Here is a 23,302-nt window from a genome sequence, read left to right as displayed (position 1 = left end):
TAAACCTTGTGAACAGATGCACATCGACGCGGCGGCGCGCGTCCCGACCGAAGGGACGATCAGGTGATCGCAGAACTCTCCTCCCGTACCAGACGGATCCTGTCGGCATTCGTCGCCCTGGTCGTCGCGTTGACCGCCGGTCTCGCGGTCAACGCCTCGCGCAGTGCGCAGGCCGCGCCGACGTTCAAGGTCCTGGCCTTCTACAACGGCACCTGGGACGCCGCGCACATCGACTTCGTCAAGGACGCCCGGGCCTGGTTCCCGCAGGCCGCCGCCCAGCACGGTTTCTCCTGGGAGGCCACAAACAACTGGGGCCTGCTGAACACCGCCAACCTGGCCCAGTACAAGGTCGTCATGTTCCTGGACGACGCGCCGCCCACCGCGCAGCGGGCCGCGTTCCAGCAGTACATGCAGAACGGCGGGGCGTGGCTGGGCTTCCACGTCAGCGCGTGGACCGACAACCCGTCGAGCTGGAGCTGGTACTACAACACCTTCCTCGGCACCGGCTCGTTCCAGACGAACACCTGGGGACCCACCCGGGTCACGATGCGCGCCGACAACCGCACCCACGCCGCCACCCGGAACCTCCCGGCGACGTTCCCGTCGTCGATCAGCGAGTGGTACTCCTGGAGCAACGACCTGCGGCAGAACCCCAACATCGACATCCTCGCCTCGGTCGACCCGTCCAGCTTCCCGGTCGGCACGGACCCCAACCAGTCCTGGTACGGCGGCTACTACCCGCTGGTCTGGAGCAACCGGCAGTACAAGATGCTCTACGCCAACTTCGGCCACAACGCGATGAACTACAGCACCAACACCGGGCTGTCCTCCACCTTCGACAGCGCGCAACAGAACCAGCTGCTGATCGACGGGCTGCACTGGCTGGCGGGCGTCGGCACCGTCCCACCGACCACGCCCCCGCCGTCCGACGGCATCTCGCCGACCGCCTGGCACACAGTGGTCAACCGGGGCAGCGGCAAGTGCGTGGACGCCCGGGCCGCGGCCAGCGCGAACGGCACCGCCATCCAGCAGTACGCGTGCAACAGCAGCACCGCCCAGCAGTACCAGTTCGCGCCGACCAGCGGCGGGTACCTGCGGGTCAACAACCGCAACAACAGCGCCCAGGTGCTCGACGTGACGAACCGGTCGACCGCCGACTCGGCGCCGATCCAGCTCTGGTCCTACAGCGGCGGAAACAACCAGCAGTGGCGGGCCGAGCCCGAGGGCGCCGGCTACTACCGCCTGGTCAACCGGTCCAGCGCAAAGTGTCTCGACGTGCCGGGAGCGTCCACGGCGGACAGCGTCCAGCTCGTCCAATACACCTGCAACGGCACCGCGGCGCAGTCCTTCCGGCTGGTGCCGCAGTCCTAGAACCGTCCCGGTAGCCTCCCGCCATGGCGATTCCCGACCGCGTGCCGATCGCGTACGAGCCCGACTACCACACTCGCAACATCGGCCGGTACGACAAGGGTCAGTTCTTCGGCTCCGTCACCGCCACGCTGGAGGATGGTGCCGGAGCCGAAGACGACTGGTATCGCCACAAGCGCTGGTACGCGGTGCTGCACCGGTTCGACGCCGACGGCGTGCACACCGACTCGGACATCTGGTTCGCCGGCACCAGCGAAGACGAGGAAGCCTCGGTCGATCGGGCCGAGGCTCGCCTCGTCGAATGGCTCGACGCGCTGCCCGGCCGGGTCTTCGGCGACATCTCGATCGGGCTGTTCCACGTCGAGGTCGACGGGCACGTCTTCGGGCTGGTAGACGGTTCAGCGGACTACGACGGCGAGGACCACGCCGAGTTCGTTCCGGACGAACTGGGCTTCGATCCGCCCTGGGACGGCCTCTACGACACCTGAGCGGCGCGAGCGAACCGGGCGGCGACGTCCCGGATGACGGCGCGCAGCTCCGGTGGGTCGAGCACGTCGAAATCGACAGCCAGGGTGCCGAGGAAGGCGGCGAGATTGCCCAGCGACTCGCCGCCCGTGTGCAGGAGGCAGGCCCGCTCGTCGATCGCCTCCAGCAGGCCCGCCGTGGTGGGGATCCGCTGCGCCATGGTCTCGGCCGACGCGTGCAGGCGTACCCGGGCGGGGTGTGGCCAGGCCGCGGAGCCGACGCCGCGCAGCACGTGCGCGACCCCGTCGCCACCTGGCGGCTCCCGCGGGGCGAAGCGTGGGCCGGTCGGCACCCGGGGTTGGATCCGGTCGGCGCGGAACGTCCGCCAGTCGGCCCGGTCGGTGTCCCACCCCAGCAGGTACCACCGCCGCCCGGTGTAGACCAGACGGTACGGCTCGACGTCGCGCACGCTGACCGTGCCGTCATGGCCGGCGTAGTCGAACCGCAGCCGCTCCCGGCGGTGCGCGGCCGTGGAGACGGCGGTGAGCGTGTCGGCGTCCACTGTCGGGCCACCGCCGGCGGCGGAGACCGTCGCCGAGCGCAGGGCGTCCACCCGGTGCCGCAGCCGTGACGGCAGCGACTGCTCCAGCTTGGCCAACGCCCGCAGCGAGGTCTCCTCGATGCCGGTCACCGAGCCGCCCGCCGCGGCCCGCAGCCCGACGGCCACCGCCACGGCCTCGTCGTCGTCGAGCAGCAGCGGTGGCAGCGCCGACCCGGCACCGAGCCGGTAGCCGCCGGCGACCCCCGGGTGTGACTCGATCTGGTAGCCCAGCACCCGCAGCCGCTCCACATCCGTGCGTACCGTGCGGGTGGTGACCGCGAGCCGCTCGGCCAGCTCCGCTCCGGACCACTCCCGGCGCACCTGCAGGAGAGTCAGCAACCGCAGCAGCCGCACCGAGGTCTCCACCATCCCGGTAAGTCTGCCAGCGACCACCGATGGGGTCTGGGAGCGCCGGTTATTCGGTTGCCCGACCCGACGACGGCCTGCTGAACTACCCGAAACCGCCACCAACCTCCAGGGAGTAACAATGCGTGCTGCGTCGATGTCCGACCAGAAGGGATCTGTCGCCTACCTGAAGGACCTGACGCTGCGTGAAAACCCTGAACCTCGGCATCCTGGCTCACGTCGATGCCGGTAAGACCAGCCTGACCGAGCGGCTGTTGCACGACGTCGGTGTGACCGACCAGCTCGGCCGGGTCGACGCGGGCAGCACCCAGACCGACACCCTGGCACTGGAACGGCAACGCGGGATCACCATCCGCTCGGCTGTCGTCTCCTTCGTGCTGGACGACGTGACCGTCAACCTGATCGACACGCCCGGTCACCCGGACTTCATCGCCGAGGTCGAGCGGGTGCTCGGTGTGCTCGACGGCGCGGTGCTGGTGGTCTCCGCGGTGGAGGGGGTGCAGCCGCAGACCCGGGTGCTGATGCGGACTCTGCGCCGGCTGCGCATCCCGACGCTGATCTTCATCAACAAGGTCGACCGGGCCGGAGCGGACCCCGAGAGGGTCTTCCAGGCGGTCGCGGAGAAGCTCACGCCGACCGTCGTGGCGATGGGCGCGGTGGCGATGCCGGGGACCCGTGGCGCCCACTGCACGACGTACGGCCCCACCGACCTCGCCTTCACCGACCGGCTGCTCGACCTGCTCACCGGCCAGGACGACGTGCTGCTCGCCGACTGGGTGGCGGACACGTCCTCGCTGCCGTACTCACGGCTACGCGCTGCGTTGGCGACGCGGACCGGCCGCGCGCTGGTGCAGCCCGTCTACGCCGGCTCGGCGATCACAGGTGCCGGGGTGGACGCGCTGATCGCCGGGATCACCGAGCTGCTGCCCACCGTCCAGGGTGACGCCGACGCCCCGGTCTCCGGCACCGTGTTCGCCATCGAACGGGGTCCAGCCGGAGAGAAGATCGCCCTGGTCCGGCTCTTCGCCGGCACGATCCGGATTCGCGACCGGGTCCGGGTCGGCGCGGTCGACGCGGAGCTGGTCACTGCCGTGCGAGTCGTCGCCCATGGGGCCGACGTGGTGGCGTCGGCGGTCGAAGCCGGCCACATCGCCCGGTTGTGGGGCCTCAAGCACGCTCGGATCGGCGACCCGATGGGCGTACCACCCGAACGTGCCGGCACTGACCGCCACTTCGCGCCACCCACCCTGGAGACCGTGGTGGTGCCGACGCGCCCCGCCGACCGGGTCGCGCTGCACGCCGCGCTGATCCAGCTCGCTGAGCAGGACCCGCTCATCAACCTGCGGCAGGACGACCGGCAGCACGAGATCACCGTGTCGCTCTACGGCGAGGTGCAGAAGGAGGTCATCCAGGCCACCCTTGCCGACGACTTCGGCGTGGGGGTGACGTTCCGGGAGACCAGCACGGTGCACGTGGAGCGGGTGTGCGGCGTCGGTGAGGCGGTCGAGGTGATCGCGGTGGCGCCCAACCCGTTCCTGGCCACCGTCGGGCTGCGGATCGCGCCGGCGCCGACCGGTGCCGGCGTGACCTTTCGGCTCGGCGTCGAGCTGGGTTCGATGCCACCGGCCTTCTTCACCGCCGTGGAGGAGACCGTGCGCCGAACCCTGCGCCAGGGCCTTCACGGGTGGCAGGTCCCCGACTGCGAGGTGACGATGACCCACGCCGGTTACTGGGCGCGGCAGAGCCATTCCCACGGCACCTTCGACAAAAGCATGTCCAGCACGGCGGGGGACTTCCGCAATCTCACCCCGTTGGTGCTGATGGCCGCACTCGCCCGTGCCGGCACCCGGGTCCACGAGCCGGTACACCGCTTCCGGCTGGAGGTGCCGGGTGACGTCCTCGGCACGCTGCTGCCCGCGCTCACCCGGCTGGACGCGGTGCCGACCGACACCACCGGGCAGGGCGCGTCCTACCTGGTGCAGGGTGAGATCCCGGCCGGTCTGGTGCACGCGCTGGAGCGTCGCCTGCCTGCGCTGACCCGGGGGGAGGGTGTGCTGGAGACCGAGTTCGACTGCTACCGGCCGGTGCGTGGCCCCGCCCCCGTGCGGACCCGCTGGGACAACAATCCGCTGGATCGCAGGGAGTATCTGCTGGCGGTCGCGCGCCGGGTCGGCGGCCGGTAGCGGCGATATCCATTGCGGACGCGCCGCAGCCCTCCTACTGTCGTCGGTGCACCGCCAACCGAGCAACCCGGAGGGAGTACGCCATGTCGCGACGCGTCCGCACCGACGCCCGCTGGTGCCTGCTCCCTGCCAACACCCCTTTGCAGCTCACCGCCAATACCCGTGCCTACTGCCCATCGCGGCGCAACGAGCCGGGGTGGCGCGACTGACGCCGACGCTGACGCGTCCGCCGGCCGCCCATCCCACCGGGATCGGGCGGCCCTTTCGTATCCGCGCACCGCCGCTGGCGACCAAAATCTGATCATTACCGGTCACGGCACGACTGAAGGAGTCCACCATGGGATTCACCCCTCTCGCCGGTACCCGGGCACCGGTCCGGGTCTGGACCGACCCGTACGCCATCGAGCCGCAGGCCGCCAAGCAGCTGCGCAACATCGGTGCGCTGCCCTGGGTGCAGGGTGTCGCCGTGATGCCCGACGTGCACTTCGGCAAGGGCGCCACGGTCGGCTCGGTGATCGCGATGCGGCAGGCCGTCTCGCCGGCCGCGGTCGGCGTCGACATCGGCTGCGGGATGTCGGCGGTCCGTACCTCGCTGACCGCCGCCGACCTGCCGGACGACCTGGCCGGGCTGCGCTCCGCGATCGAGGCCACCATCCCGGTCGGCTTTGCCCAGCGCAAGGACTCGGTCGACACGCGTCGGATCCGGGGCCTGGAGCAGGCCGGCTGGGACGACTTCTGGGGCCGGTTCGCCAGCCTGGACCGGCGGGTGGTGCAGCTGGAGACGCGGGCGCAGCGGCAGATCGGCACCCTCGGCGGGGGCAACCACTTCATCGAGGTCTGCCTGGAGCAGGGCGGCGCCGACGAGGGGCGGGTCTGGCTGATGCTGCACTCCGGGTCCCGCAACATCGGCAAGGAGCTGGCCGAGCGGCACATCGGGGTGGCCCGGGGGCTGCCGCACAACGCTGACCTTCCGGACCGGGACCTGGCCGTGTTCCTCGCCGGGACGCCGGAGATGGACGCGTACCGGCGGGATCTCTGGTGGGCGCAGGAGTACGCGCGGCGCAACCGGGCGGTCATGCTGGCCCTGCTCTGCGGTGTGGTGCGCGAGCACTTCCCGCAGGTCGGCTACGACGAGCCGATCAGCTGCCACCACAACTACGTCTCCGAGGAGAGCTACGACGGGGTGGACGTGCTGGTGACCCGCAAGGGCGCCATCCGGGCCGGCCGGGGTGACCTGGGCATCATCCCCGGGTCGATGGGCACCGGGTCGTACATCGTGCGGGGGCGGGGAAACACTGACGCGTACTGCTCGGCGTCGCACGGGGCGGGGCGTCGGATGTCCCGGGGGCAGGCCAAGCGGACGTTCAGCACGGAGGACCTGGCCGCGCAGACCGCCGGGGTGGAGTGCCGCAAGGACGCCGGGGTGGTCGACGAGATCCCCGGAGCATATAAGGACATCACCGAGGTGATGGCCCAGCAGGAGGACCTGGTCGAGGTGGTCGCGCACCTCAAGCAGGTGGTCTGCGTGAAGGGCTGACGCGCCGTGCGGGCCGGGGAGACCGGCCCGCACGGCCGCTGGTCAGAAGCCGACGAAGACTCGGCGCAGGTCGTCGAGGGTCACCGAGCCGGTCACCTGCACCCCGTCGGGGGTGTGCTGGGGGCCCAGCCGTCCGGTGGCCAGCCGCAGCCACGCCTCGGCCGGGGCCACCAGTTCCCCGTCGGGGCGCTCCGGCGCGTCGACGATCTCGACCTTCTCGCCCAGCCGCAGCCCGAACGTCCGCTCGGGCGCGTGCAGCCGGACCAGCACTGTGGCCTCCCGGCCGGCCAGCTCCTGGGGTCGGCTGGTCCAGGCCAGCATGCCGCCGATCTGGTCGAGCAGCAGCGCCACCGCACCCGGCGTCACCGCCGCGAAACTGTTGAACGCCACCTCGGCGTCCCACTGGTGCAGGGCGAACTCGCTGAGCCGGAACCGGGCCGCGGTGGCCACGTCGACGGGCTCCGGCAGGAAGCCGAGGTCGATCCGCATCGAGGCCCGGGTCTCGGCGTCCAGCGCCTCGTACGCCTCGACCAGCCGTTCGTTGGTGGCGAGGAACCCGGCGGCGTGCTCGGCCGGGGACATCGCGTCCCAGCGTGCCCACACGCCCCGGTTGAAGTCCCCGTCCGGGCCGGGTGCGCCGGAACGGGCGGCGTCCAGCGTCGCCAGGTTGATCTCGGCGCCGCTGCCCAGGTGGCTCAGCACCTGGGAGACCTGCCACTCGCTGGCCCCCGACGGCCGGAGCAGGTCGTCCTCCTTGAGGTCCCGTACGAGCGCGGCGAGCTCCTCGTGGCCCGCGCGCAGAGCTGTGATGATCTGGTCAGCAGGGGTCGACATGGATCTCCTCAAACGAGATTTTCGACGATGATCGGGACGCTACCGGACGTGGCCGCCGGCCGGCCCGCCCCGGGGTAGGGGCGCTCCGGACGGCGGCCACGGTGGTCAGGCTCAACCCATGTGCACGGTGTTGCCGGTCGGGATGTCCTCCTTGCGGACCTTCACCAGGACCAGGGTGGCCAGTCCGGCGAGCACGATCAGCGCCGCGCCCCAGGCGAAGGCCACCCGGTAGCCGTGCACCAGCGCCTCGACCTGGTTGACCGGGTTCGGCGCCCGTCCGACCAGATAGGCGGCGACCGCGCTGGTGTAGAAGGTGTTCAGCAGCGCGGTGCCGAGCGAGCCACCGATCTGCTGGGTGGCGTTGAGCGTCGCGCTGGCCGCGCCGGCGTCGTGCTCCGGCACCCCGACCAGGGCGAGGCTGGACAGCGGGACGAAGGTGAAGCCCAGCCCGAGGCCCAGGACGACCTGCGCGGGCAGCAGGTGGGTGAGGAACGAGGTGTCCACGTCGATCTGGGTGAGCACCAGCATGCCCAGGGCGGCGAGCGCCGAACCGGCGACCATCAGCGGCTTGGCACCCAGCCGAGGCATCAGCTGGCTGGCGCCACCCGCGGCGATCAGCACACCGGCGGTGACCGGCAGGGACGCGAGACCGGCTTCGAGGGGCTTGTACTGCAACACCACCTGGAAGTAGAAGGTCAGGAAGAGGAACGCCCCGAACAGGCCGGCGCCGATCAGCGTCGAGGTGAGGAACGCCCCGCCCCGGTTGCGGTCCAGCAGGATCCGCAGTGGCAGCAGCGGGTGGCTGGAGCGCAGCTCGATCACCACGAAGACGGCGAGCAGCACCACGCCCGCGGCGATGAAACCGAGCGTCGCGGTGGCGTCCCAGCCGTCCTCGGCCGCCTTGGTGAAGCCGTAGACCAGGGAGACCAGGCCGGCGGTCACCACGATCGCACCGGGCACGTCGTAGCGGGTGTTGCCGTGGGCCCGGCTCTCCGGCACCAGCGGCAGCGCGAAGGCGATGGCGATGGCGGCGACTGGGATGTTGACCAGCAGGCACCAGCGCCAGTCGGCGTACTCGGTGAGCACCCCGCCGAGCAGCAGGCCGACCGCCGACCCACCGCCGGCGATCGCGCCGTACACCGCGAAGGCCTTGGCCCGCTCGGTGGCCTCGGTGAACAGGACGGTGAGCAGCGCCAGCGCGGCCGGGGCGAGCAGCGCGCCGAAGGCGCCCTGCAACGCGCGGGCGGCGAAGAGCATCTCACCGGTGGTGGCCAGACCGCCCAGGGCGGAGGCGAGCGCGAAACCGGTCATGCCGACCAGGAAGGTGCGCTTGCGCCCCCAGTAGTCGGCGATGCGACCGCCGAGCAGCAGCAGACCACCGAAGGCCAGCGTGTAGGCGGTGATCACCCACTGCCGGTTCGCGTCGGTGATCCCCAGGTCGGCCTGGGCCTGCGGCAGCGCGATGTTCACGATCGTGGCGTCCAGGACGACCATCAGCTGTGAGATCGCGATGACCGCCAGCGCGATCCAGCGCCGCGGGTGCGGTGCGCCTGTCGACGCCCCGGCGTTGGGCGCGCCGGGCGCGGTCGAGGTGGTTCCGGGCATGGTGAAGCCTTCCGTGTTGCGAATATTCGGTGAATCAGGCCGGCGACGGACGGTCGTGCTGATAGCGGAGTACCGGGATCAGCACCTGGTCGACGACCTGGGTGAGGAACGCGTCATCGGCGGGTAGGCCGTGCGCGACGATGCGGGACATGGTGAGCGCGGGCGCCAGATCATGGAACAGCTCCCGCTCGCCGGCCTCCGGCGGGATCTCCCCGCGGGCGGCGGCCCGGACCAGGATGGCGGTGCTGGCCACCCGCCCGGCCGGCAGCACCTGGTGACGCACCAGCCGTTCCAGCTCGGGGTTGGTCCGCATGGCGAAGGTCAACGCCTGCATGAGGTCGCAGTCGGCCGTGCAGATCGCGGCCGTGGCCCGCAGCAACTCGATCAGGTCGCCGCGGAGGGAGCCGGTGTCCGGCGGGTTGTGCACACCCACCTGCCGGTCGCGCAGGGCGGCGACGACCAGCTCGGCCTTGCCGTCCCAACGTCGGTAGATGGTGGCCTTGCTGACGTGGGCGCGAGCGGCGACGGCGTCGATCGTCATCCGGTCGAAGCCGACCTCGCGCAGGGTGTCGATGACGACGGTGAACAGGTCGCTGTCGGTGCAGCGCGGAGCCCGGGCTGCCGGCACCCCGGCACCCGCGCCCACCTGCTGACCACCCAGCATCCCGACCCCCCGCGAAACGATGTCGTACTGACCCTAGTTCGCGGTTGGCTGATCGTGCAGGCTTTCGTGAGTTGCCTCGCACCCAGCCGACGAAACGATTGCGTTTCGAGCGGGAGTCCGGCGGGTGAACGGGTGGTCAGCCGCCGGGGGCGAGGACCACCGGCACGGCCATCGTGTTGATCCGCGCGCCGTTCTCGGCGGACACCTCGTACACCTCGACCGTGCCCTTCTGCTCGCGGACCGGGCGCCAGCCGACCACGACCCGGTAGCCGCCCCGGCAGCCGCTGCCGCAACTGGCGGTGCCGAAACCGGTGGCCACCTCCCGGCCGGCGGCGTCCAGGACCCGGACACTCACCGTGGCCTCGAACACGGTGGCGGTGCCGGTGACGACGAGCGGGGCGGAGACGCGCTCGCCGGGGATCGGGCCGGTGACCACGATCGGTGGCAGCAGGTCCGCGTAGTCCGCCCGGTCGACCGGGGCCGCGCCGTCGAGGCGGACCTGACGCACGCTGGGAAACTGGGTGAGCGTCCACACCACCTGCGCCTCGCGCAGCCGCCGGGTGGCCGGGTCGCCGACGGACGGCACCCGCAGCGTCGCCACGCCGTCGGCGATGCGGGTGACCTCGACGCCGGCCGGAAGCAGGGTGGTCATCCCGGTGGCGGCCTCGGCCGGGCTCGGCCCGGTGGCCAGTTCGGTCAGCGCCAGCCGGGAAGTCGCGAGCGTGGCCGGCCGGGTGCGCCGGGTCGGCACGAGCATTCCGGCGCGGACGTACCACAGCTCGATGGTCACCGGCCCCGCCCGGCGCGTACCGGTGGACGCCGGTGTCGACGGAGCCGGCGGCCGATTCGTGGGTGGTGGCGTCGGTGCCGCGGCCCGGGTCGGGGTGGGTTCCGGGCGGTCGGTGGGTGCGACGCTCGGCGGCGGCGCGGTGGGCGCCGGGCCCAGGTCACCGGAGCGGGGAGTGCCGCAGCCGCCGAGCAGGAGCGCCGCGACCAGCGCCGATGCGCCCAACCCGACAGTGCCGCGGCCGGTCATCCCACACCGCCCGGCGTGCCGGCGGTACGCCCAACCGGACCCGGGTGGGCGCGGTCGTCCGGGTGCGGCACGTCACCGTGCGGGCCGGCGGGACCGTCAGCGGGCAGCTCCAGCCGGAACCGCGTGCCCTCGCCCGGTTCGCTGCGCACGCTCAGCGCGCCGCCGAGCAGCTCGGCGTGCTCCCGGGCGATGGCCAGCCCGAGCCCACTGCCCGGCCCGGAGCGGGACGGATCGACCTGGTGGAACCGGTCGAACACGCGGGGCAGGTGCTCGGCCGGGATGCCCGGCCCCTCGTCGGTGACCTCGAAGACGACCAGCGGGCCCGCGCCCGCCACGCTGGCCGTGATATCGCCACCCCCGTGCTCGACCGCGTTCGCGACCAGGTTGGCCAGCACGCGCTCCAGCCGACGCCTGTCGGTGCGCGCCACGACCGGCTCGCCGCTGATCCGCACCCGCGGCGACCAGCCGCGCGCCGCGACGATGCCGTGCAACAGCGCCAACGCGTCGACCGGCCCGACGGCCAACTGCTCCCGCCCGGCGTCCAGCCGGGAGATCTCCATCAGATCCTCGACCAACCGGCGCAGCCGGACCACGTCGCCGACCAGCAGCCGGGCCGCCGGCCGGGCGTCGTCGGGCAGCTGGTCGAGGTGCTCGCGCAGCAGCGACGCCGCGGCCACCAACGCGGTCACCGGGGTACGCAGCTCGTGCGCGACGTCGGCGGTGAACCGCCGCTCGCGGGCCTGCGCGGCCGACAGCGCCGCGATCTTCGACTCCAGGGCCTCGGCCATCTCGTTGAAGGTCGCCGCCCAGACGCTGAACTCGTCGCGCCCGCGTACCGGCAGGCGGGTGGCGAGCAGGCCCTCGGTCAGTGCCCGGGCGGCCCGGCTGGCCCGGCCCACCGGCTCCAACGTGCGGCGGGCCAACGCGTGACCCACTGCGGCGGCGAGCAACACCACGAGCACCCAGCCGGCCACCAGCGCTGTGCGTAGCTGACCCAGGTCGGTGGCGACGTCGTCCTCCACGGTGAGGACGTACAGCTCGGCGGTCGAGCCGGGAATCCGCCCACCGATCACCAGCAGCCGAGGACGCTCCTCCGGCGCGGAGCGCTGATAGCCGAGCCGCCCGTCCGCGACGACGGCCCGCAACCGGGTCCCCAGCACCGGGGCGTACGCGGGGTGCGAGGCGTGAGTCGGGCCGTCGACGAGCAGCACGTGCCGACCGCTGGCCTCGAAGCTGGTGAGCAGTTCGGTGCTGCGCTGCTCGGTCAGTGGCAGGAACTGCCCAGCGAGAACGAGTTGGTAGCGGGCGTCGGCGGCGGCCTCGTGCAGCGACGCGTCCAACCAGGACTGCCGCAGCAGCAGCCCGGTCCCGCCGGCGAGTAGCCCGGCCGAGACGCCGGCGACCAGGACGAACGCGATCGTCAGCCGGCGCCGCAGGCGTCCGGGGAACACCGCGCGTCCGGCCATCGCCGCCCTCCGTCAGCCCGTCGACAGTTTGTAGCCCGCGCCGCGTACGGTCCGGATCAGCCGTGGCTGCGCCGGGTCGTCCTCGACCTTCGCGCGTAACCGCTGCACCGCCACGTCGACCAGTCGGGAGTCGCCGAGGAAGTCGTGGTTCCAGACCAGGTCCAGCAGCAGCCCCCGGGTGAAGACCTGACCGGGCCGGCGGGCCAGCTCCAGTAACAGGCGGAACTCGGTGGCGGTGAGCGCCACCTCTCGGCCGTGCCGGCGGACCACGAAGCCGCCCGGGTCGATCTCCAGGCCGCCGACCTCGATGACGGCCGAGGGGGTTGGCACGCTCACCCGGCGCAGCACCGAGCGAACCCGGGCCACCAGCTCAGGCAGGTCGAAGGGCTTGCGCAGATAGTCGTCCGCGCCGCACTCCAGCCCGACCACCACATCGATGGTGTCGGTGCGCGCGGTCAGCATCAGGATCGGTACCTGGCTGGTCCGCCGGATCTCCCGGCAGACCTCCAGACCGTCCAGACCCGGCAGCATGATGTCGAGCACGATGAGGTCGACCGGGTGGGCGCGGAACGCGGCCAGGGCCTGCCGCCCGTCGACTGCGGTGTCGACACGGAAACCGGCGCGGCGCAGACCGAGGGCGGTGACCTCCCGGATCGAGAAGTCGTCCTCGACCACCAGCACGCGGCCCTCCATCACCCGAGGGTAGACCCGGCGCCACAGTGCGTAGTCCTGGCAGAACGGTCGACATCGGGGGCCGGCTGGCCCCCTCCGGGCACGGTCCGACCGCTACGGTCAGGTGCCTTCGGCACCCCTGAACCAGCTCACACGAAAGGGCACGACGTGAAACGTCATGGCTGCGTGATCCGACTCCGCCCCGAGCAGCGGGAAACCTACCTGCGGTTGCACGCCGCCGTCTGGCCGAGCGTGGAGAAGACGCTGCGCGAGGCGAACTTCCGCAACTACACCATCTTCCTCCACGACGATCTGCTCTTCGGCTACTACGAGTACGTGGGCGACGACTACGAGGCCGACCTGCGGCTGATCGCGGCGGACCCGCAGACGCAGGAGTGGTGGAAGCTGACCGACCCGTGTCAGGAGTCGATCGCCGAGCCCGGATCGGGGGACTGGTGGGCCCCGATGCGGGAGGTCTGGCACCTGGCCGACGAGGCTTAGGTTGACGGCGTCGATCATGGAGGTGTGGTGCCCAAAGTGGTGACTGGTGCTCACTTTGTCGCCCACCACAACTCCATGATCGGCGAGGCGGGGGCACTCATCCTCAGCTACCGTGCCACTGACGGGTCGTCCGCTCCCGCCCCGCCGCGCAGTCGACTCCTGCTGGCGTTGCTCACCGTCCGTGGTGTGTAGACCGCACTACTATGCGGGTGTCGAGATTGCATCCGAGTGGTCCGGTGTGACAACGGATCACCGAGGCATTGCGGGAGCGACGGTGACCGACGGTGGGAGCGGGGGCGGCGCCGACAAGCGCGAGCGCGGGACGACGCCACAGCGCACCAGTGCCGGGGTAGCTGTCGCACTAGCGCTGTTGGCGGTCCCGCTACTGCCGATCATGTGCCTGTCGGGCCTGGCACTTGTCATGACCATGGCTCCGTCTGAGCCTTGCCGGCCCCCTTTCGTGCAGGATCCCTCCGATTGCGGACCCGAGCCGTTGGCACTGTTGCCGACCGCGTTGCTGGCCGGCGGCTACGGCACAGCGGCCATCGTCCTGGCCCTCAGAACTGGCCTGCCACCCTGGGTGCGCATCGGCGCATTGTGCGCGGCGCCGGTGGTCGCCGTTCCACTTCTCTGGGCGCTGTTCGTCTAACTTCGCTACTGATCGCGCTCGGAGTTGTGGCGGCGGCACCGCACGTCGGCCAGCGTGCCGTCGGATGTCGACCAGTCGAGCTGCGAGAATCGGTGGTCGGGCTCGTCCGCTATGTCCCGAGACTCCGTCGTCTCACGCCGAAGTCAGAACTCGTCGACAAAAATTCTGGGCGTGCTGTCGATTGGGAGCGGTTCAGTTCGTAGCCCTGGTGAGAGCCCGGCATCGCAACGGGCCGCACACTCACTGGAGGGCACGATGACCGCCACTGCGAACACGACCCGCGCCACCGCGTCGACCGTCGGTGCGGTGATCCGGACCGGTGTCGTCGCCACGGCCGCTGCGAGCGCCGCCACCATGACCGTCGCCGCCGCCGGACACCTGGCCGGGATCAGCCTCGATCTGGGAGGCGCCCCGATCCCCGTGACCGGGTTCGGCGTGCTGACCGCAGTCTTCTCGCTGATCGGCGTGGCCATCGCCGCGTCGCTGGCACGTTTCGCCCGGCGCCCCCGGCTCACGTTCGTCCGCACGACCGTGGTGCTGACGGTGCTGTCCCTGGTGCCGGACGTGATCGCCGACGCCGGGGCGGCCACCAAGGCGCTGCTGATGCTCACCCACCTCGTCGCGGCCGCGATCGTGATCCCCGCCGTCGCGCGCCGCCTGGCCGCCTGACCTGTTCCTATCCCACCGAGCTACCGGAGGACCATCATGAAGCAGTACCTGCTGTCCGTGCACTTCGTCGAGGGCGCACCGACGCCGTCCGACGAGGAGACGCAGGCCATGTTCAGGGAGACCGGCCGGATCAACGACGACATGCAGGCCGCGGGCGCCTGGGTCTTCGGCGGGGGACTCACCTCGCCGGACAGCGCCACCGTCGTCCGGGTCGAGAACGGCACCACAGCCATGAGCGACGGGCCGTTCGCCGAGACGAAGGAGCACATAGCCGGGTTCTGGGTCATCAGGTGCGCGGACCTGGACGCGGCGCTGGCCTGGGCCGAGAGGTGCGCGGCGGCCTGCGGCCCGGTCGAGGTGCGCCCCTTCGACGACCTGTCCCAGGCCTGACCGACAGCCGGTCTCCCCGACATGGACCTGGCGAGCATCTACCGCGCGGAGTACGGGCGCTGCGTCGCCACCCTGGCCCGCCTCCTCGGCGACATCAACCTCGCCGAGGAGGCCGTCCAGGACGCCTTCACCACGGCGCTGCAGAAGTGGCAGACCCTGCCGCCGAACCCGGGGGCCTGGATCGTGACCACCGCACGCAACCGTGCCGTCGACCGCCTTCGCCGGGAGTCGACCCGCGAGGCCCGGCACGCCCAGGCCCTGCTGCTGTATCACCAGGATGAGCCCTCTGAGGTGGGACCGGTGCGCGACGACCAGCTGCGACTCATCTTCACCTGCTGTCACCCGGCACTGGCGCCGGAGGCGCGGACGGCTCTCACCCTGCGCCTGCTGGGCGGCCTCGACGTACCGGAGATCGCCCGTGCCTACCTGGTCCAGGAGGCGACAGTCGCCCAGCGGATCGTGCGCGCCAAGAAGAAGATCCGCGACGCCGCCATCCCGTACCGGGTGCCGGCCGAACATGAGCTGCCGGACCGGCTGCCGCCCGTCCTCGCGGTGCTCTACCTGATGTTCAACGAGGGCTACGCGTCCACCGCCGGCCCGTTGATCAGAACGGACCTGTGCGCCGAGGCGATCCGGCTGGCCCGCGAACTCGCCGCGTTGATGCCCGACGAGCCCGAGGTCCTGGGCCTGCTCGCCCTGCTGCTGCTGACCGAGGCGCGCCGCCCGGCCCGGCTCGGCCCGACCGGCGACCTGGTGCTGCTGGCCGACCAGGACCGATCACTGTGGAACCGGCCGCTCATCGCCGAGGGCCACGACCTGGTCCGCCGATGCCTGCGCCGCAACCGGCCCGGCCCGTACCAGATCCAGGCCGCGATCAGCGCTGTGCACACCGACGGCGCCGCCACCGACTGGCCGCAGGTCCTGGCGCTGTACGACCAGCTCCTCGCTCTCGCGCCGACCCCGGTCGTGGCGCTCAACCGTGCGGTCGCCGCCGCCGAGGTGCACGGGCCGGCGGTGGCCCTCGCCGCGCTGGAGGGCATCGACCTCCCGAGCTATCACCGGCTACCCGCCACCCGGGCCGAACTGCTCGCGCGGCTCGGACGCAACGACGAGGCCATGGCCGCCTACGACCAGGCCGCGGCACTGGCCACCAACGAGACCGAGCGCGCCTACCTGCAGACCCGTCGTACCGAACTCACCCGTGAACGGAGAACATCATGACCGCTACCTACACCATCGACGTCTTTTCCAGCCTCGACGGCTTCGGAACCACCAGCGGCAACTGGGGCGGCTACTGGGGTAAGCAGGGCCCCGAACTGCTCGCACACCGCCTGTCCGTGTACAGCGCGGAGCAGCGCATGGTCTTCGGGGCCAACACGTACCGGGTGTTCGCGCAGATGCTGGCCGCGAGCACCGAGGAGTCCGATGTCCGCGACGCCTGGGTCACCCAGATGAGGAACCTCCCGGCGACCGTGGTGTCGAACACGCTGGAAGGTCCCCTCGACTGGCCGGACGCGACAGTCGTGCGCGGTGACGCGGTCGCCGTCGTCGCCCGGCTCAAGGAGGAGTCCGCCGTGCCCCTGCGATCGCACGGCAGTCTGTCGTTGAACCGGGCGCTGATGGCCGCCGGGCTGGTCGACCTCGTCCAGGTGACGCTCTTCCCGGTGCTCACCGGACAGACCGGCACCGAGCCGATCTTCCAGGGAGCGGCCGACTTCGACCTGGAGTTGATCGAGAGCCGGACCCTCGACGGTCGTACCCAGGAGCTCGTCTACCGACCCACCCTGCACGTCTGAGTCACTGTTCGTCAGCGACCTGGATGATCGTCTTGCCGGGTGCGCGCTGGTGACGGGCGAACGCCGAGGCCGTTTCGTGCAGCGGCCGGACGCCGCCGACGATGGGTTTGAGCCGTCCGCTGCGCAGACGCTGGGCGAGGTCGATCAGCCGGACGCGATCAGGCTCGACGACGAAGAAGACGGCTCGCCCGTCCTTCGGCTGAACGGTGGGCGGCGCGGCGATGGTGACGACGGTGCCGCCCGGGCGTACCAGGTCGGTCGACCGCTGGAGGATATCGCCGCCGATGACGTCGAGCACCACGTCCACCTCGCCGACCTGGTGCAGGTCGTCGGCGTCCAGGTCGACGAAGGTCTGCGCGCCGAGAGCGAGCGCGAGGTCACGGTCGTCGGCCCGGCCGGTGCCGATCACGTGGGCGCCCACCTCCCGGGCGAGTTGAACGGCGATCGAGCCGACGCCGCCCGCGGCACCGTGAATCAGGACGGTCTGGCCCGGCGCGAGGTGGGCGTGGTCGAACAGTGCCTGCCATGCGGTCAGTCCGGAGATGGGCAGCGCCGCAGCCACGGCGTGGTCGATGTCGGCCGCGAGCGGAGCGAGGTTGCGAGCCTCCACCGCCGTGTACTCGGCCAGGGATCCGTTGCGCGCCCAGTCGGTCAGCCCGAACACCCGCTGGCCCACGGTGAGCCCGGTGGTTCCGTAACCGAGTTCGACAACGACTCCGGACAGCTCGTGCCCGGGGATGCTGGGTGTCCGGTCGTGGCCGGCGCGATCGGTCCACGTCGCCGGCCAGGTGAGTTCGCCCGGGGTGAAACCGGCGGCGTGGACGCGCACGATGACGTCGTTCTCCGCGGCATGGGGGTACGGCATGTCGGTCAGGGTGAGCCCGCCGACACCCGCGTCACGGTCGCTTACGGTGATCGCTCGCATGGGCGTCCAATCAACTCGGCCAGGGCGAACCGACGATGCGTTCGACAGTCGTCACGCGCTGGAAGCCGGGAATGAAGTGTTCGAGGATGTCGGAGTTCACGGTGCCGTTCGTGGTCTCCGGGCGGTTCTTCAGCCCGTCGACGTGGGCGCGCAGGAACTCGTTCTTGAAGTCCCCGCGTGGGTGGGCGGCGAGAATGTCGCCCAGTTGATCGTGTTCCAGCCCGTCCAGACCGAGGCCGAGCACGTCGGTCAGGACGCCGAGGTACGTGGTGGCGATCTCCGGACCCATCCGGTCGGGAATACCCGGCGAGGTGTGCAGCGCGATCGCCGTCCACACGGTCTCGGCGGCGGCGGTCGAGAAACCCCGGCCCAGAAGGAACGCGCGCGCGTGGTCGGCGCCGTCGATCTCGAAGCGCTGCTCGACGTCGGAGAACGGGGTCAGGAGGCCGGTGTCGTGGAACATGGCCGCGAGATAGAGCAGCTCCGGGTCCGGTGTCACGCCAAGCCTGCGAGCGTGAATCAGACCGAAGAGGAAAACCCGCCGGGAGTGGTGGTAAATGACCGGTCTGGTGGTCTCCTGGATGTGCCTGGTCGCTGCGGCTACCGCCGCCGTCTCAGGAATCTCCAACCCCCCGATGACCTCTGACATGTCCTCCGACCTTTCGGCAGTCTGCTGACGTGCTGACGTCCTCCATGCTGCCCACCGATCGTCGTACGCCGCCGCCCTCGTCCGGCCAGGAATCCCTCATATCCGGACACGGTTCACGGTCGGTAACGGCGTGCTACGAATGAGCGGTGCTGAACACCGGTCCGCATCGCGTCGCGATCTTCGTCTACGACGGGGTGACGTTGTTGGATGTCGCCGGGCCGGCGGAGGTGTTCAAGGAGGCGAACCGCTTCGGCGCCGACTACCGGATCGTGCTGTTGTCGCCGACCGGCGCGGATGTCACATCAAGTCTCGGGGTCCGGATGGCGGTTGACGGTGCCGTTGCTGCCGAGCCCGCCTTCGACACGCTCCTGGTGGCCGGGTCCGACCACTTTCCGCGCGCCCAGGTGCCTGCCGACCTCGCCGACGCCGTACGCCTACCGGCGGCGGTGGCGGGGAGGGTCGCCTCGATCTGCACCGGGGCGTTCGTGCTCGCCGCCGCTGGTGTCCTCGACGGGAAGCGTGCGACCACGCACTGGCAGGTCACGCACGAGCTCGCCGCCCGCTATCCAGCGTGCCGCGTCGAGCCGGACGCGATCTACGTTCGCGACGGCACCACGTACACCTCGGCAGGGGTGACGGCCGGCATCGACCTCGCGCTCGCGATGGTCGAGGAGGACCACGGGCCCGACCTGGCGCGCGACGTCGCACGCGCCCTGGTGGTGTACATGCAGCGTGCGGGCGGCCAGTCCCAGTTCTCCGCGCCGCTGCAGGGACCGCCGCCCCGCTCGGCGGCGCTGCGGACGATCACCGACGTGGTGACGGCGAACCCGCGTGGCGAGCACTCGCTCACCGAACTCGCCAGACACCTCAACGTGAGCACCCGGCAGCTCACCCGACTCTTCCACGACGAGTTGTCCACCACGCCGGCCCGCTACGTGGAGAACATCCGCTTCGACATGGCGAGGGCGTTGCTCGATCAGGGCCACAGCGCGACCCAGGCCGCGACCCTCGCCGGTTTCCCCAGCTACGAGAGCATGCGACGGGTCTTCGCCCGGAAGCTGTCGATCAGCCCGGCCGCCTACCAACGCCGGTTCGCTACGGCGCGCCGCGCCCAGCCGGGTTAGTGCCTCGCCTGGCCGTCCGCCTCACCTCGGCGGACGGCCAAGCGGATCGGCCGGTTCCGGTCACCACTGGTGGGCGACGTCGAGCACCACCCGGCTGTGGGTGCCGGGACCGGCGAGCACGAGCACCCGGAACGGCAACCGCGCCCGTACGCCGACGGCGAAGGTGCTGTAGCCCTCGAAGCTGCCGCCAAACACCACGTCACGCAGCGTGGAGTAGCGCAGCAGGTTCCCCACGTGCTCGCCAACCGCATAGGGCACGGTGCCCAGGTGGTCGTCGTCGTACGCCGGGGCCCGCAGCGAGACCCGCAACAGCGCCCCGCCGGCGGTGTACGGCGACAACGCCAACCCTTCGCCCTCGGTCCACGTCTCGCCGTAGCCGATCGCGTAACCGTCGACCGGGCCGTTGAACTCGAACACCACCCGGTCGTAGCAGTCGTGCCGGCCGGTCCGTACGTCGACCAGCGGCGCTCCGCTCAGCGCGCCGGCCGCCTTCTCCGCGCTGCCCCAGGTGATCCCGCAGTACGCCGCTCCGGTCGTGGTGCCCGCGGCGGTGCTGCTGCCGGCGCTGGCGACCAGCCCGGCGAGGACGACCGCCAACGCGGTCAGTGCGCTCCTGATCCTCATTGTGGTTTCTCCGTTCGGTACCGGGGTTACGTCGCGGCGGCGCTGCCGGTGACCCTCTGCCGCCACCGTCGTCCGGCCCCGGCACGGGCGCTTCGCCGCGGCGTAACCGCTGGGTAACAGCGTCCACGTCGCCGGTATGACGCTTCCGCTATGCCGAACATCGACCGTCGTCACATTAATATCTACGTGCATCGATGAACCGGTGGCCGACGGCCGCCGGACGACCGCAGGGGAGTACCCGATGTTCCGAGGACAACTGAGACGCGCGGCGCTGGCCATGCTGGCGGCGATCCTGGCGGCGGCCGGGATGCAGCTCGCCACCGGTACGCCGGCCGCCGCCGTCCGGACCGTCTACTACGACGCGAGCCGGACCGGCGAGTTCCGCACCAACTTCGACCAGGCGGCGCAGATCTGGAACAGCCGGGTCAGCAACGTCCGACTCCTGGCCGGCACCCCGGCCAGCATCACCATCTACGTCGACGACGGCTGGCCCCGCGCGCAGCCGACCGGTCTCGGCTCGGGCCGGATCTGGATGGGCCGCACGGCCGTCAACCAGGGTTACGACCGCACCCGCATCGCCACCCACGAAGTCGGCCACATCCTGGGCCTGCCGGACCGGCGCACCGGCCTCTGCTCCGACCTGATGTCCGGCAGCAGCGCACCGGTCTCCTGCCGCAACGCGAACCCCAGCGCCGCCGAGGCGAGCCGGGTGAACTCGCTGTTCGCCGGCACCCTGGCCGGGCCGGCCAGCACGACGTACACCTGGAACGGCGCCTCGGACATCAGCCCGCTGGTGGTCGGCGGCCGACCGGCCACGGAGAACTACCCCTTCATGGTGTACGTCTCAGGCTGCACCGGCACGCTGATCAAGGGCAACTGGGCGGTCACCGCCAAGCACTGTTCGACGCCGTCCTCGGTGCGGGTGGGCAGCATCAACCGTTCCAGCGGCGGGACCGTGGTGCGGGTGACCCGGGCGGTGAACCACCCGAGCGTCGACGTCAAGTTGCTGCAACTGGCCAGCTCGGTCACGTACGCGCCGGCCCCGATCCCGAGCACCTCCGGCGCGGTCGGTACCGCCACCCGGATCATCGGCTGGGGCCAGACCTGCGCCCCGCGGGGCTGCGGTTCGGCCCCGGCGGTGGCCAACGAACTCGACACGTCCATCGTGGCCGACAGCCGGTGCTCCGGCATCAACGGTCCGTACGAGATCTGCACCAACAACACCAACGGCAACTCCGGCGCCTGCTACGGCGACTCGGGTGGTCCGCAGGTGCGCCGGGTCAACGGAGTGTGGAACCTGATCGGCGCCACGAGCCGGGCCGGCAACAACAACTCCACCTGCGCCACCGGTCCGTCCATCTACGTCGACCTGCCGTCGATCCGACCGTGGATCTCCACTCAGGTCGGTGGCCTGCCGGTCTGACCATCAGCGACATTCGCGGGCGGGGGCGAGCGCCAGAAGCGTCCCCGCCCCGGTGTGCCGGTGTCACCCACGCGATCCCACGATGCGGTACGGTGCGTGGCATATCGGCACATCGGAGGTGGCGTCATGCCTACCGTCGTCGTTCTCGCGCTGACTCTCGCCCTCGCACCCGCGCCGTCCCCGTCGGCCACCACCAATCCGCTCGGTGACATAGTCGGCGGCGTCGGCCGGATCGTCGACGATCTGCTCGGTGGCGACACGCCGAGTGCCGCTCCGACGCCGAGTGACACCCCCACCGGGGCGGCCACGCCGAGTCGGCCACCGGTCGCCGGTCGGCCCAGCCCGGCGGAACCCATCACGATCCCCAAGCCAGCCCGGTCGGCGGGCGGTGGTGGTGTCCCCGCACCCGCAGCATCCGATCGCCGCACCGCCGGGGAGGGCACCGGCACCCGCGAGGCCGCCGTGCCGCCGCGTGACGGCGACACCCCCGCGCCGACCGTCCCGCCGGCGCTCGCCAGCCCCACCCGCAATGCCTGGCCACCCGCGTCGTACCTGCTGGTCGTGGCGGTCCTCGCGGTGCTGGCGCTGTTGCTCCTGCGCCGCCGGGCCCCGGTTCCTGCCGTCGCCGCGCCCCGGCCGGACCCCGGACCCGTACCGGATTCCGGCCCGGAGCCGGATTCCGGCCCGGTGCCCGACAACGTCAGCCGATTGCCGACCAGTCTCAACGCCATCTACGAGATGGGCCGGCAGGACGAGCGACTCGAACAGGAGCGCCGTCGGCAAACCTGAGGGCACGCCGTCCTCACGACGCCGAGTACGCGCCCTCACGCCGGGGGATCGCGTCGTCGTACGCCCCGACCGGCCCGCTGTAGCGGGCCTTTCCCTTCGGGTACGGCCAGGCGTTCGCGGTGCAGCCGTGCAGGCCCAGTGTCTGCTGCTGCATCACCGGTGCCGGTCGGCCCCGTCCGGGGCACCGCTCGTGGCCGTACCCGAGTTTGTGCCCCACCTCGTGGTTGACCATGTACTGCCGGTAGGTCTCCACTGTCGCGCCGTAACCCGGCACCCCCTTGACCCAGCGCGCCACGTTGAGCACCACCCGGCCACCGTTGCGACAGGAGGTGTAGGCGTCCGGCACGTCCTGGCAGAGGGTGTCGCGGGTGCCGGGGGTCGCCAGGTAGATGGTGAAGTCGGTCGGTTCGCCGGCACCGACCCGGCGCAACCGCCACGCCCCGCCCGCCGTCCACCCGCGTGGGTCGTTCAACGTCGTGGTGATTGCCGTGGCGATGTCCTTCGCCGGCAGGCCCCGGATGTCGCGCTCCACGGCGACCCGGTAGCGCAGCAACCGGCCGGCCGTCGCGCGCCCGGGGGTCGTCTCGCCGGGCGCCACCGACCAGCGGTTACCGCCGGTGGCGGGGTAGCTGACCGGGATGACGGGCGCGGAACTGGGTCGGACCTCGGCGGCCCCGGTCGGCCGACCGACAGGTGTCGCCGGTCCATCGGGCAGCGGCCCGGCGGCGACCGGGTCGGTGGCGGGTTGCCCGGCGGCGGGCAGGCCGCACCCGGTGAGCAGCGCCACCACCAGCAGCGACGCCATCGAGGCGCGACCCCATCGGCGGGTAGCCTTCGTCGACATGTCTCTCCCCTCGCGCGTCGCTCGGCGGCGGCGCGGAGGAGAAGACGGGTGACAGTGGCGAAAAGTTGATGTGACCCAGGGCTCAACCTTTTGCCGACCTCGCCCGTCTCTAGCTCTGTGGC

At 71.3% G+C, this 23,302-nt stretch carries 25 protein-coding genes and 1 pseudogene; 15 read left to right on the top strand and 11 right to left on the bottom strand.

What is annotated here, in order from left to right:
- Positions 1–63 precede the first annotated feature (63 nt).
- Positions 64–1,371, top strand: coding sequence for an RICIN domain-containing protein (locus GUI43_RS07585; RefSeq protein WP_249037677.1), 1,308 nt, complete (start codon positions 64–66; stop codon positions 1,369–1,371).
- Between the two features lie 23 nt (positions 1,372–1,394).
- Positions 1,395–1,856, top strand: a complete 462-nt coding sequence (locus GUI43_RS07580) for a hypothetical protein (RefSeq protein ID WP_112587798.1) — start codon at positions 1,395–1,397, stop codon at positions 1,854–1,856.
- Here GUI43_RS07580 and GUI43_RS07575 read toward each other — a convergent pair.
- A complete protein-coding gene (locus tag GUI43_RS07575; RefSeq protein ID WP_112698428.1) occupies positions 1,844–2,803 on the bottom strand; it encodes a helix-turn-helix transcriptional regulator in 960 nt (319 codons plus the stop codon). The two genes, GUI43_RS07580 and GUI43_RS07575, sit on opposite strands and share 13 nt — an antisense overlap.
- A 182-nt stretch (positions 2,804–2,985) precedes the next feature.
- Between GUI43_RS07575 and GUI43_RS07570 the strand changes: the two genes are divergently transcribed.
- Together GUI43_RS07570 and GUI43_RS07565 are read left to right on the top strand one after the other, a co-directional pair.
- Entirely contained in the window at positions 2,986–4,983 is a 1,998-nt protein-coding gene (locus GUI43_RS07570; protein ID WP_112698427.1) for an elongation factor G, read from the top strand.
- 337 nt (positions 4,984–5,320) lie between these two features.
- Positions 5,321–6,520, top strand: coding sequence for an RtcB family protein (locus tag GUI43_RS07565; RefSeq protein ID WP_112698426.1), 1,200 nt, complete (start codon positions 5,321–5,323; stop codon positions 6,518–6,520).
- Positions 6,521–6,562: 42 nt separating this feature from the next.
- Here GUI43_RS07565 and GUI43_RS07560 read toward each other — a convergent pair whose 3' ends face one another.
- The 6 genes from GUI43_RS07560 to GUI43_RS07535 form a co-directional block, all read right to left on the bottom strand.
- Positions 6,563–7,354: a maleylpyruvate isomerase family mycothiol-dependent enzyme gene (locus GUI43_RS07560; RefSeq protein ID WP_112676427.1), complete on the bottom strand. Its 792-nt coding sequence runs from the start codon at positions 7,352–7,354 to the stop codon at positions 6,563–6,565.
- 111 nt (positions 7,355–7,465) lie between these two features.
- The gene (locus GUI43_RS07555) at positions 7,466–8,959 is read right to left on the bottom strand and encodes an MFS transporter (RefSeq protein ID WP_112587788.1); all 1,494 of its coding nucleotides are present in this window, start codon (positions 8,957–8,959) and stop codon (positions 7,466–7,468) included.
- A 34-nt stretch (positions 8,960–8,993) separates the two neighbouring features.
- The gene (locus GUI43_RS07550; RefSeq protein WP_112587786.1) at positions 8,994–9,623 is read right to left on the bottom strand and encodes a TetR/AcrR family transcriptional regulator; all 630 of its coding nucleotides are present in this window, start codon (positions 9,621–9,623) and stop codon (positions 8,994–8,996) included.
- 136 nt (positions 9,624–9,759) lie between these two features.
- Positions 9,760–10,659 (bottom strand): Gmad2 immunoglobulin-like domain-containing protein, encoded by a 900-nt coding sequence (locus GUI43_RS07545; RefSeq protein WP_112587784.1) that lies wholly within the window; start codon positions 10,657–10,659, stop codon positions 9,760–9,762.
- Complete coding sequence (locus GUI43_RS07540) at positions 10,656–12,125, bottom strand: sensor histidine kinase (RefSeq protein WP_112698425.1); 1,470 nt, start codon at positions 12,123–12,125, stop codon at positions 10,656–10,658. The genes GUI43_RS07545 and GUI43_RS07540 overlap by 4 nt, the downstream gene beginning before the upstream one ends.
- Before the next feature lie 12 nt (positions 12,126–12,137).
- On the bottom strand, positions 12,138–12,818 hold the full coding sequence (locus tag GUI43_RS07535; RefSeq protein ID WP_112698424.1) for a response regulator: 681 nt from the start codon (positions 12,816–12,818) through the stop codon (positions 12,138–12,140).
- A 165-nt stretch (positions 12,819–12,983) separates the two neighbouring features.
- Between GUI43_RS07535 and GUI43_RS07530 the strand changes: the two genes are divergently transcribed.
- The 7 genes from GUI43_RS07530 (at position 12,984) to GUI43_RS07510 (ending at position 16,802) form a co-directional block, all read left to right on the top strand.
- Positions 12,984–13,298, top strand: a complete 315-nt coding sequence (locus GUI43_RS07530; RefSeq protein ID WP_225855080.1) for an L-rhamnose mutarotase — start codon at positions 12,984–12,986, stop codon at positions 13,296–13,298.
- Between the two features lie 27 nt (positions 13,299–13,325).
- A complete protein-coding gene (locus GUI43_RS33775) occupies positions 13,326–13,490 on the top strand; it encodes a hypothetical protein (RefSeq protein ID WP_170158694.1) in 165 nt (54 codons plus the stop codon).
- Between the two features lie 82 nt (positions 13,491–13,572).
- On the top strand, positions 13,573–13,947 hold the full coding sequence (locus tag GUI43_RS33445; RefSeq protein ID WP_112587776.1) for a hypothetical protein: 375 nt from the start codon (positions 13,573–13,575) through the stop codon (positions 13,945–13,947).
- Positions 13,948–14,202: 255 nt separating this feature from the next.
- On the top strand, positions 14,203–14,616 hold the full coding sequence (locus tag GUI43_RS07525; RefSeq protein WP_112587774.1) for a DUF6069 family protein: 414 nt from the start codon (positions 14,203–14,205) through the stop codon (positions 14,614–14,616).
- A gap of 36 nt (positions 14,617–14,652) precedes the next feature.
- The gene (locus GUI43_RS07520; RefSeq protein WP_112587772.1) at positions 14,653–15,006 is read left to right on the top strand and encodes a YciI family protein; all 354 of its coding nucleotides are present in this window, start codon (positions 14,653–14,655) and stop codon (positions 15,004–15,006) included.
- A gap of 21 nt (positions 15,007–15,027) precedes the next feature.
- Positions 15,028–16,227 (top strand): RNA polymerase sigma factor, encoded by a 1,200-nt coding sequence (locus GUI43_RS07515; RefSeq protein ID WP_112698423.1) that lies wholly within the window; start codon positions 15,028–15,030, stop codon positions 16,225–16,227.
- A complete protein-coding gene (locus GUI43_RS07510) occupies positions 16,224–16,802 on the top strand; it encodes a dihydrofolate reductase family protein (protein WP_112587768.1) in 579 nt (192 codons plus the stop codon). The genes GUI43_RS07515 and GUI43_RS07510 overlap by 4 nt, the downstream gene beginning before the upstream one ends.
- 1 nt (position 16,803) lies before the next feature.
- On the opposite strand, the gene GUI43_RS07505 is transcribed toward GUI43_RS07510, so the two are convergent.
- Together GUI43_RS07505 and GUI43_RS07500 are read right to left on the bottom strand one after the other, a co-directional pair.
- On the bottom strand, positions 16,804–17,667 hold the full coding sequence (locus GUI43_RS07505) for an NADP-dependent oxidoreductase (RefSeq protein WP_249037676.1): 864 nt from the start codon (positions 17,665–17,667) through the stop codon (positions 16,804–16,806).
- 70 nt (positions 17,668–17,737) lie between these two features.
- The gene (locus GUI43_RS07500) at positions 17,738–18,376 is read right to left on the bottom strand and encodes an HD domain-containing protein (RefSeq protein WP_112698421.1); all 639 of its coding nucleotides are present in this window, start codon (positions 18,374–18,376) and stop codon (positions 17,738–17,740) included.
- A gap of 146 nt (positions 18,377–18,522) precedes the next feature.
- On the opposite strand from GUI43_RS07500, the gene GUI43_RS07495 reads away from it, so the two are divergent.
- Positions 18,523–19,500, top strand: a complete 978-nt coding sequence (locus GUI43_RS07495) for a GlxA family transcriptional regulator (protein ID WP_211326658.1) — start codon at positions 18,523–18,525, stop codon at positions 19,498–19,500.
- Positions 19,501–19,560: 60 nt separating this feature from the next.
- On the opposite strand, the gene GUI43_RS07490 is transcribed toward GUI43_RS07495, so the two are convergent.
- Positions 19,561–20,124, bottom strand: a complete 564-nt coding sequence (locus GUI43_RS07490; protein ID WP_112698420.1) for an AMIN-like domain-containing (lipo)protein — start codon at positions 20,122–20,124, stop codon at positions 19,561–19,563.
- Positions 20,125–20,260: 136 nt separating this feature from the next.
- On the opposite strand from GUI43_RS07490, the pseudogene GUI43_RS35110 reads away from it, so the two are divergent.
- The 3 genes and pseudogenes from GUI43_RS35110 to GUI43_RS07480 all read left to right on the top strand — a co-directional run.
- Positions 20,261–20,839 (top strand): annotated as a pseudogene (locus GUI43_RS35110) (snapalysin family zinc-dependent metalloprotease); the annotation flags it as partial.
- An 18-nt stretch (positions 20,840–20,857) separates the two neighbouring features.
- The gene (locus tag GUI43_RS35105) at positions 20,858–21,547 is read left to right on the top strand and encodes a S1 family peptidase (RefSeq protein ID WP_428842203.1); all 690 of its coding nucleotides are present in this window, start codon (positions 20,858–20,860) and stop codon (positions 21,545–21,547) included.
- Positions 21,548–21,673: 126 nt separating this feature from the next.
- The gene (locus GUI43_RS07480; RefSeq protein WP_112698419.1) at positions 21,674–22,336 is read left to right on the top strand and encodes a hypothetical protein; all 663 of its coding nucleotides are present in this window, start codon (positions 21,674–21,676) and stop codon (positions 22,334–22,336) included.
- A gap of 13 nt (positions 22,337–22,349) precedes the next feature.
- Here GUI43_RS07480 and GUI43_RS07475 read toward each other — a convergent pair whose 3' ends face one another.
- Complete coding sequence (locus GUI43_RS07475; RefSeq protein ID WP_112698418.1) at positions 22,350–23,180, bottom strand: DUF3152 domain-containing protein; 831 nt, start codon at positions 23,178–23,180, stop codon at positions 22,350–22,352.
- Positions 23,181–23,302: the final 122 nt, after the last annotated feature.

The organism is Micromonospora noduli (assembly GCF_003264365.1).
In the GTDB taxonomy this organism is placed as follows: Bacteria; Actinomycetota; Actinomycetes; order Mycobacteriales; family Micromonosporaceae; genus Micromonospora; species Micromonospora noduli.
The sequence above is the reverse complement of the archived record's forward strand: the minus strand, read 5'-3'. Positions and strand labels throughout refer to the sequence as shown.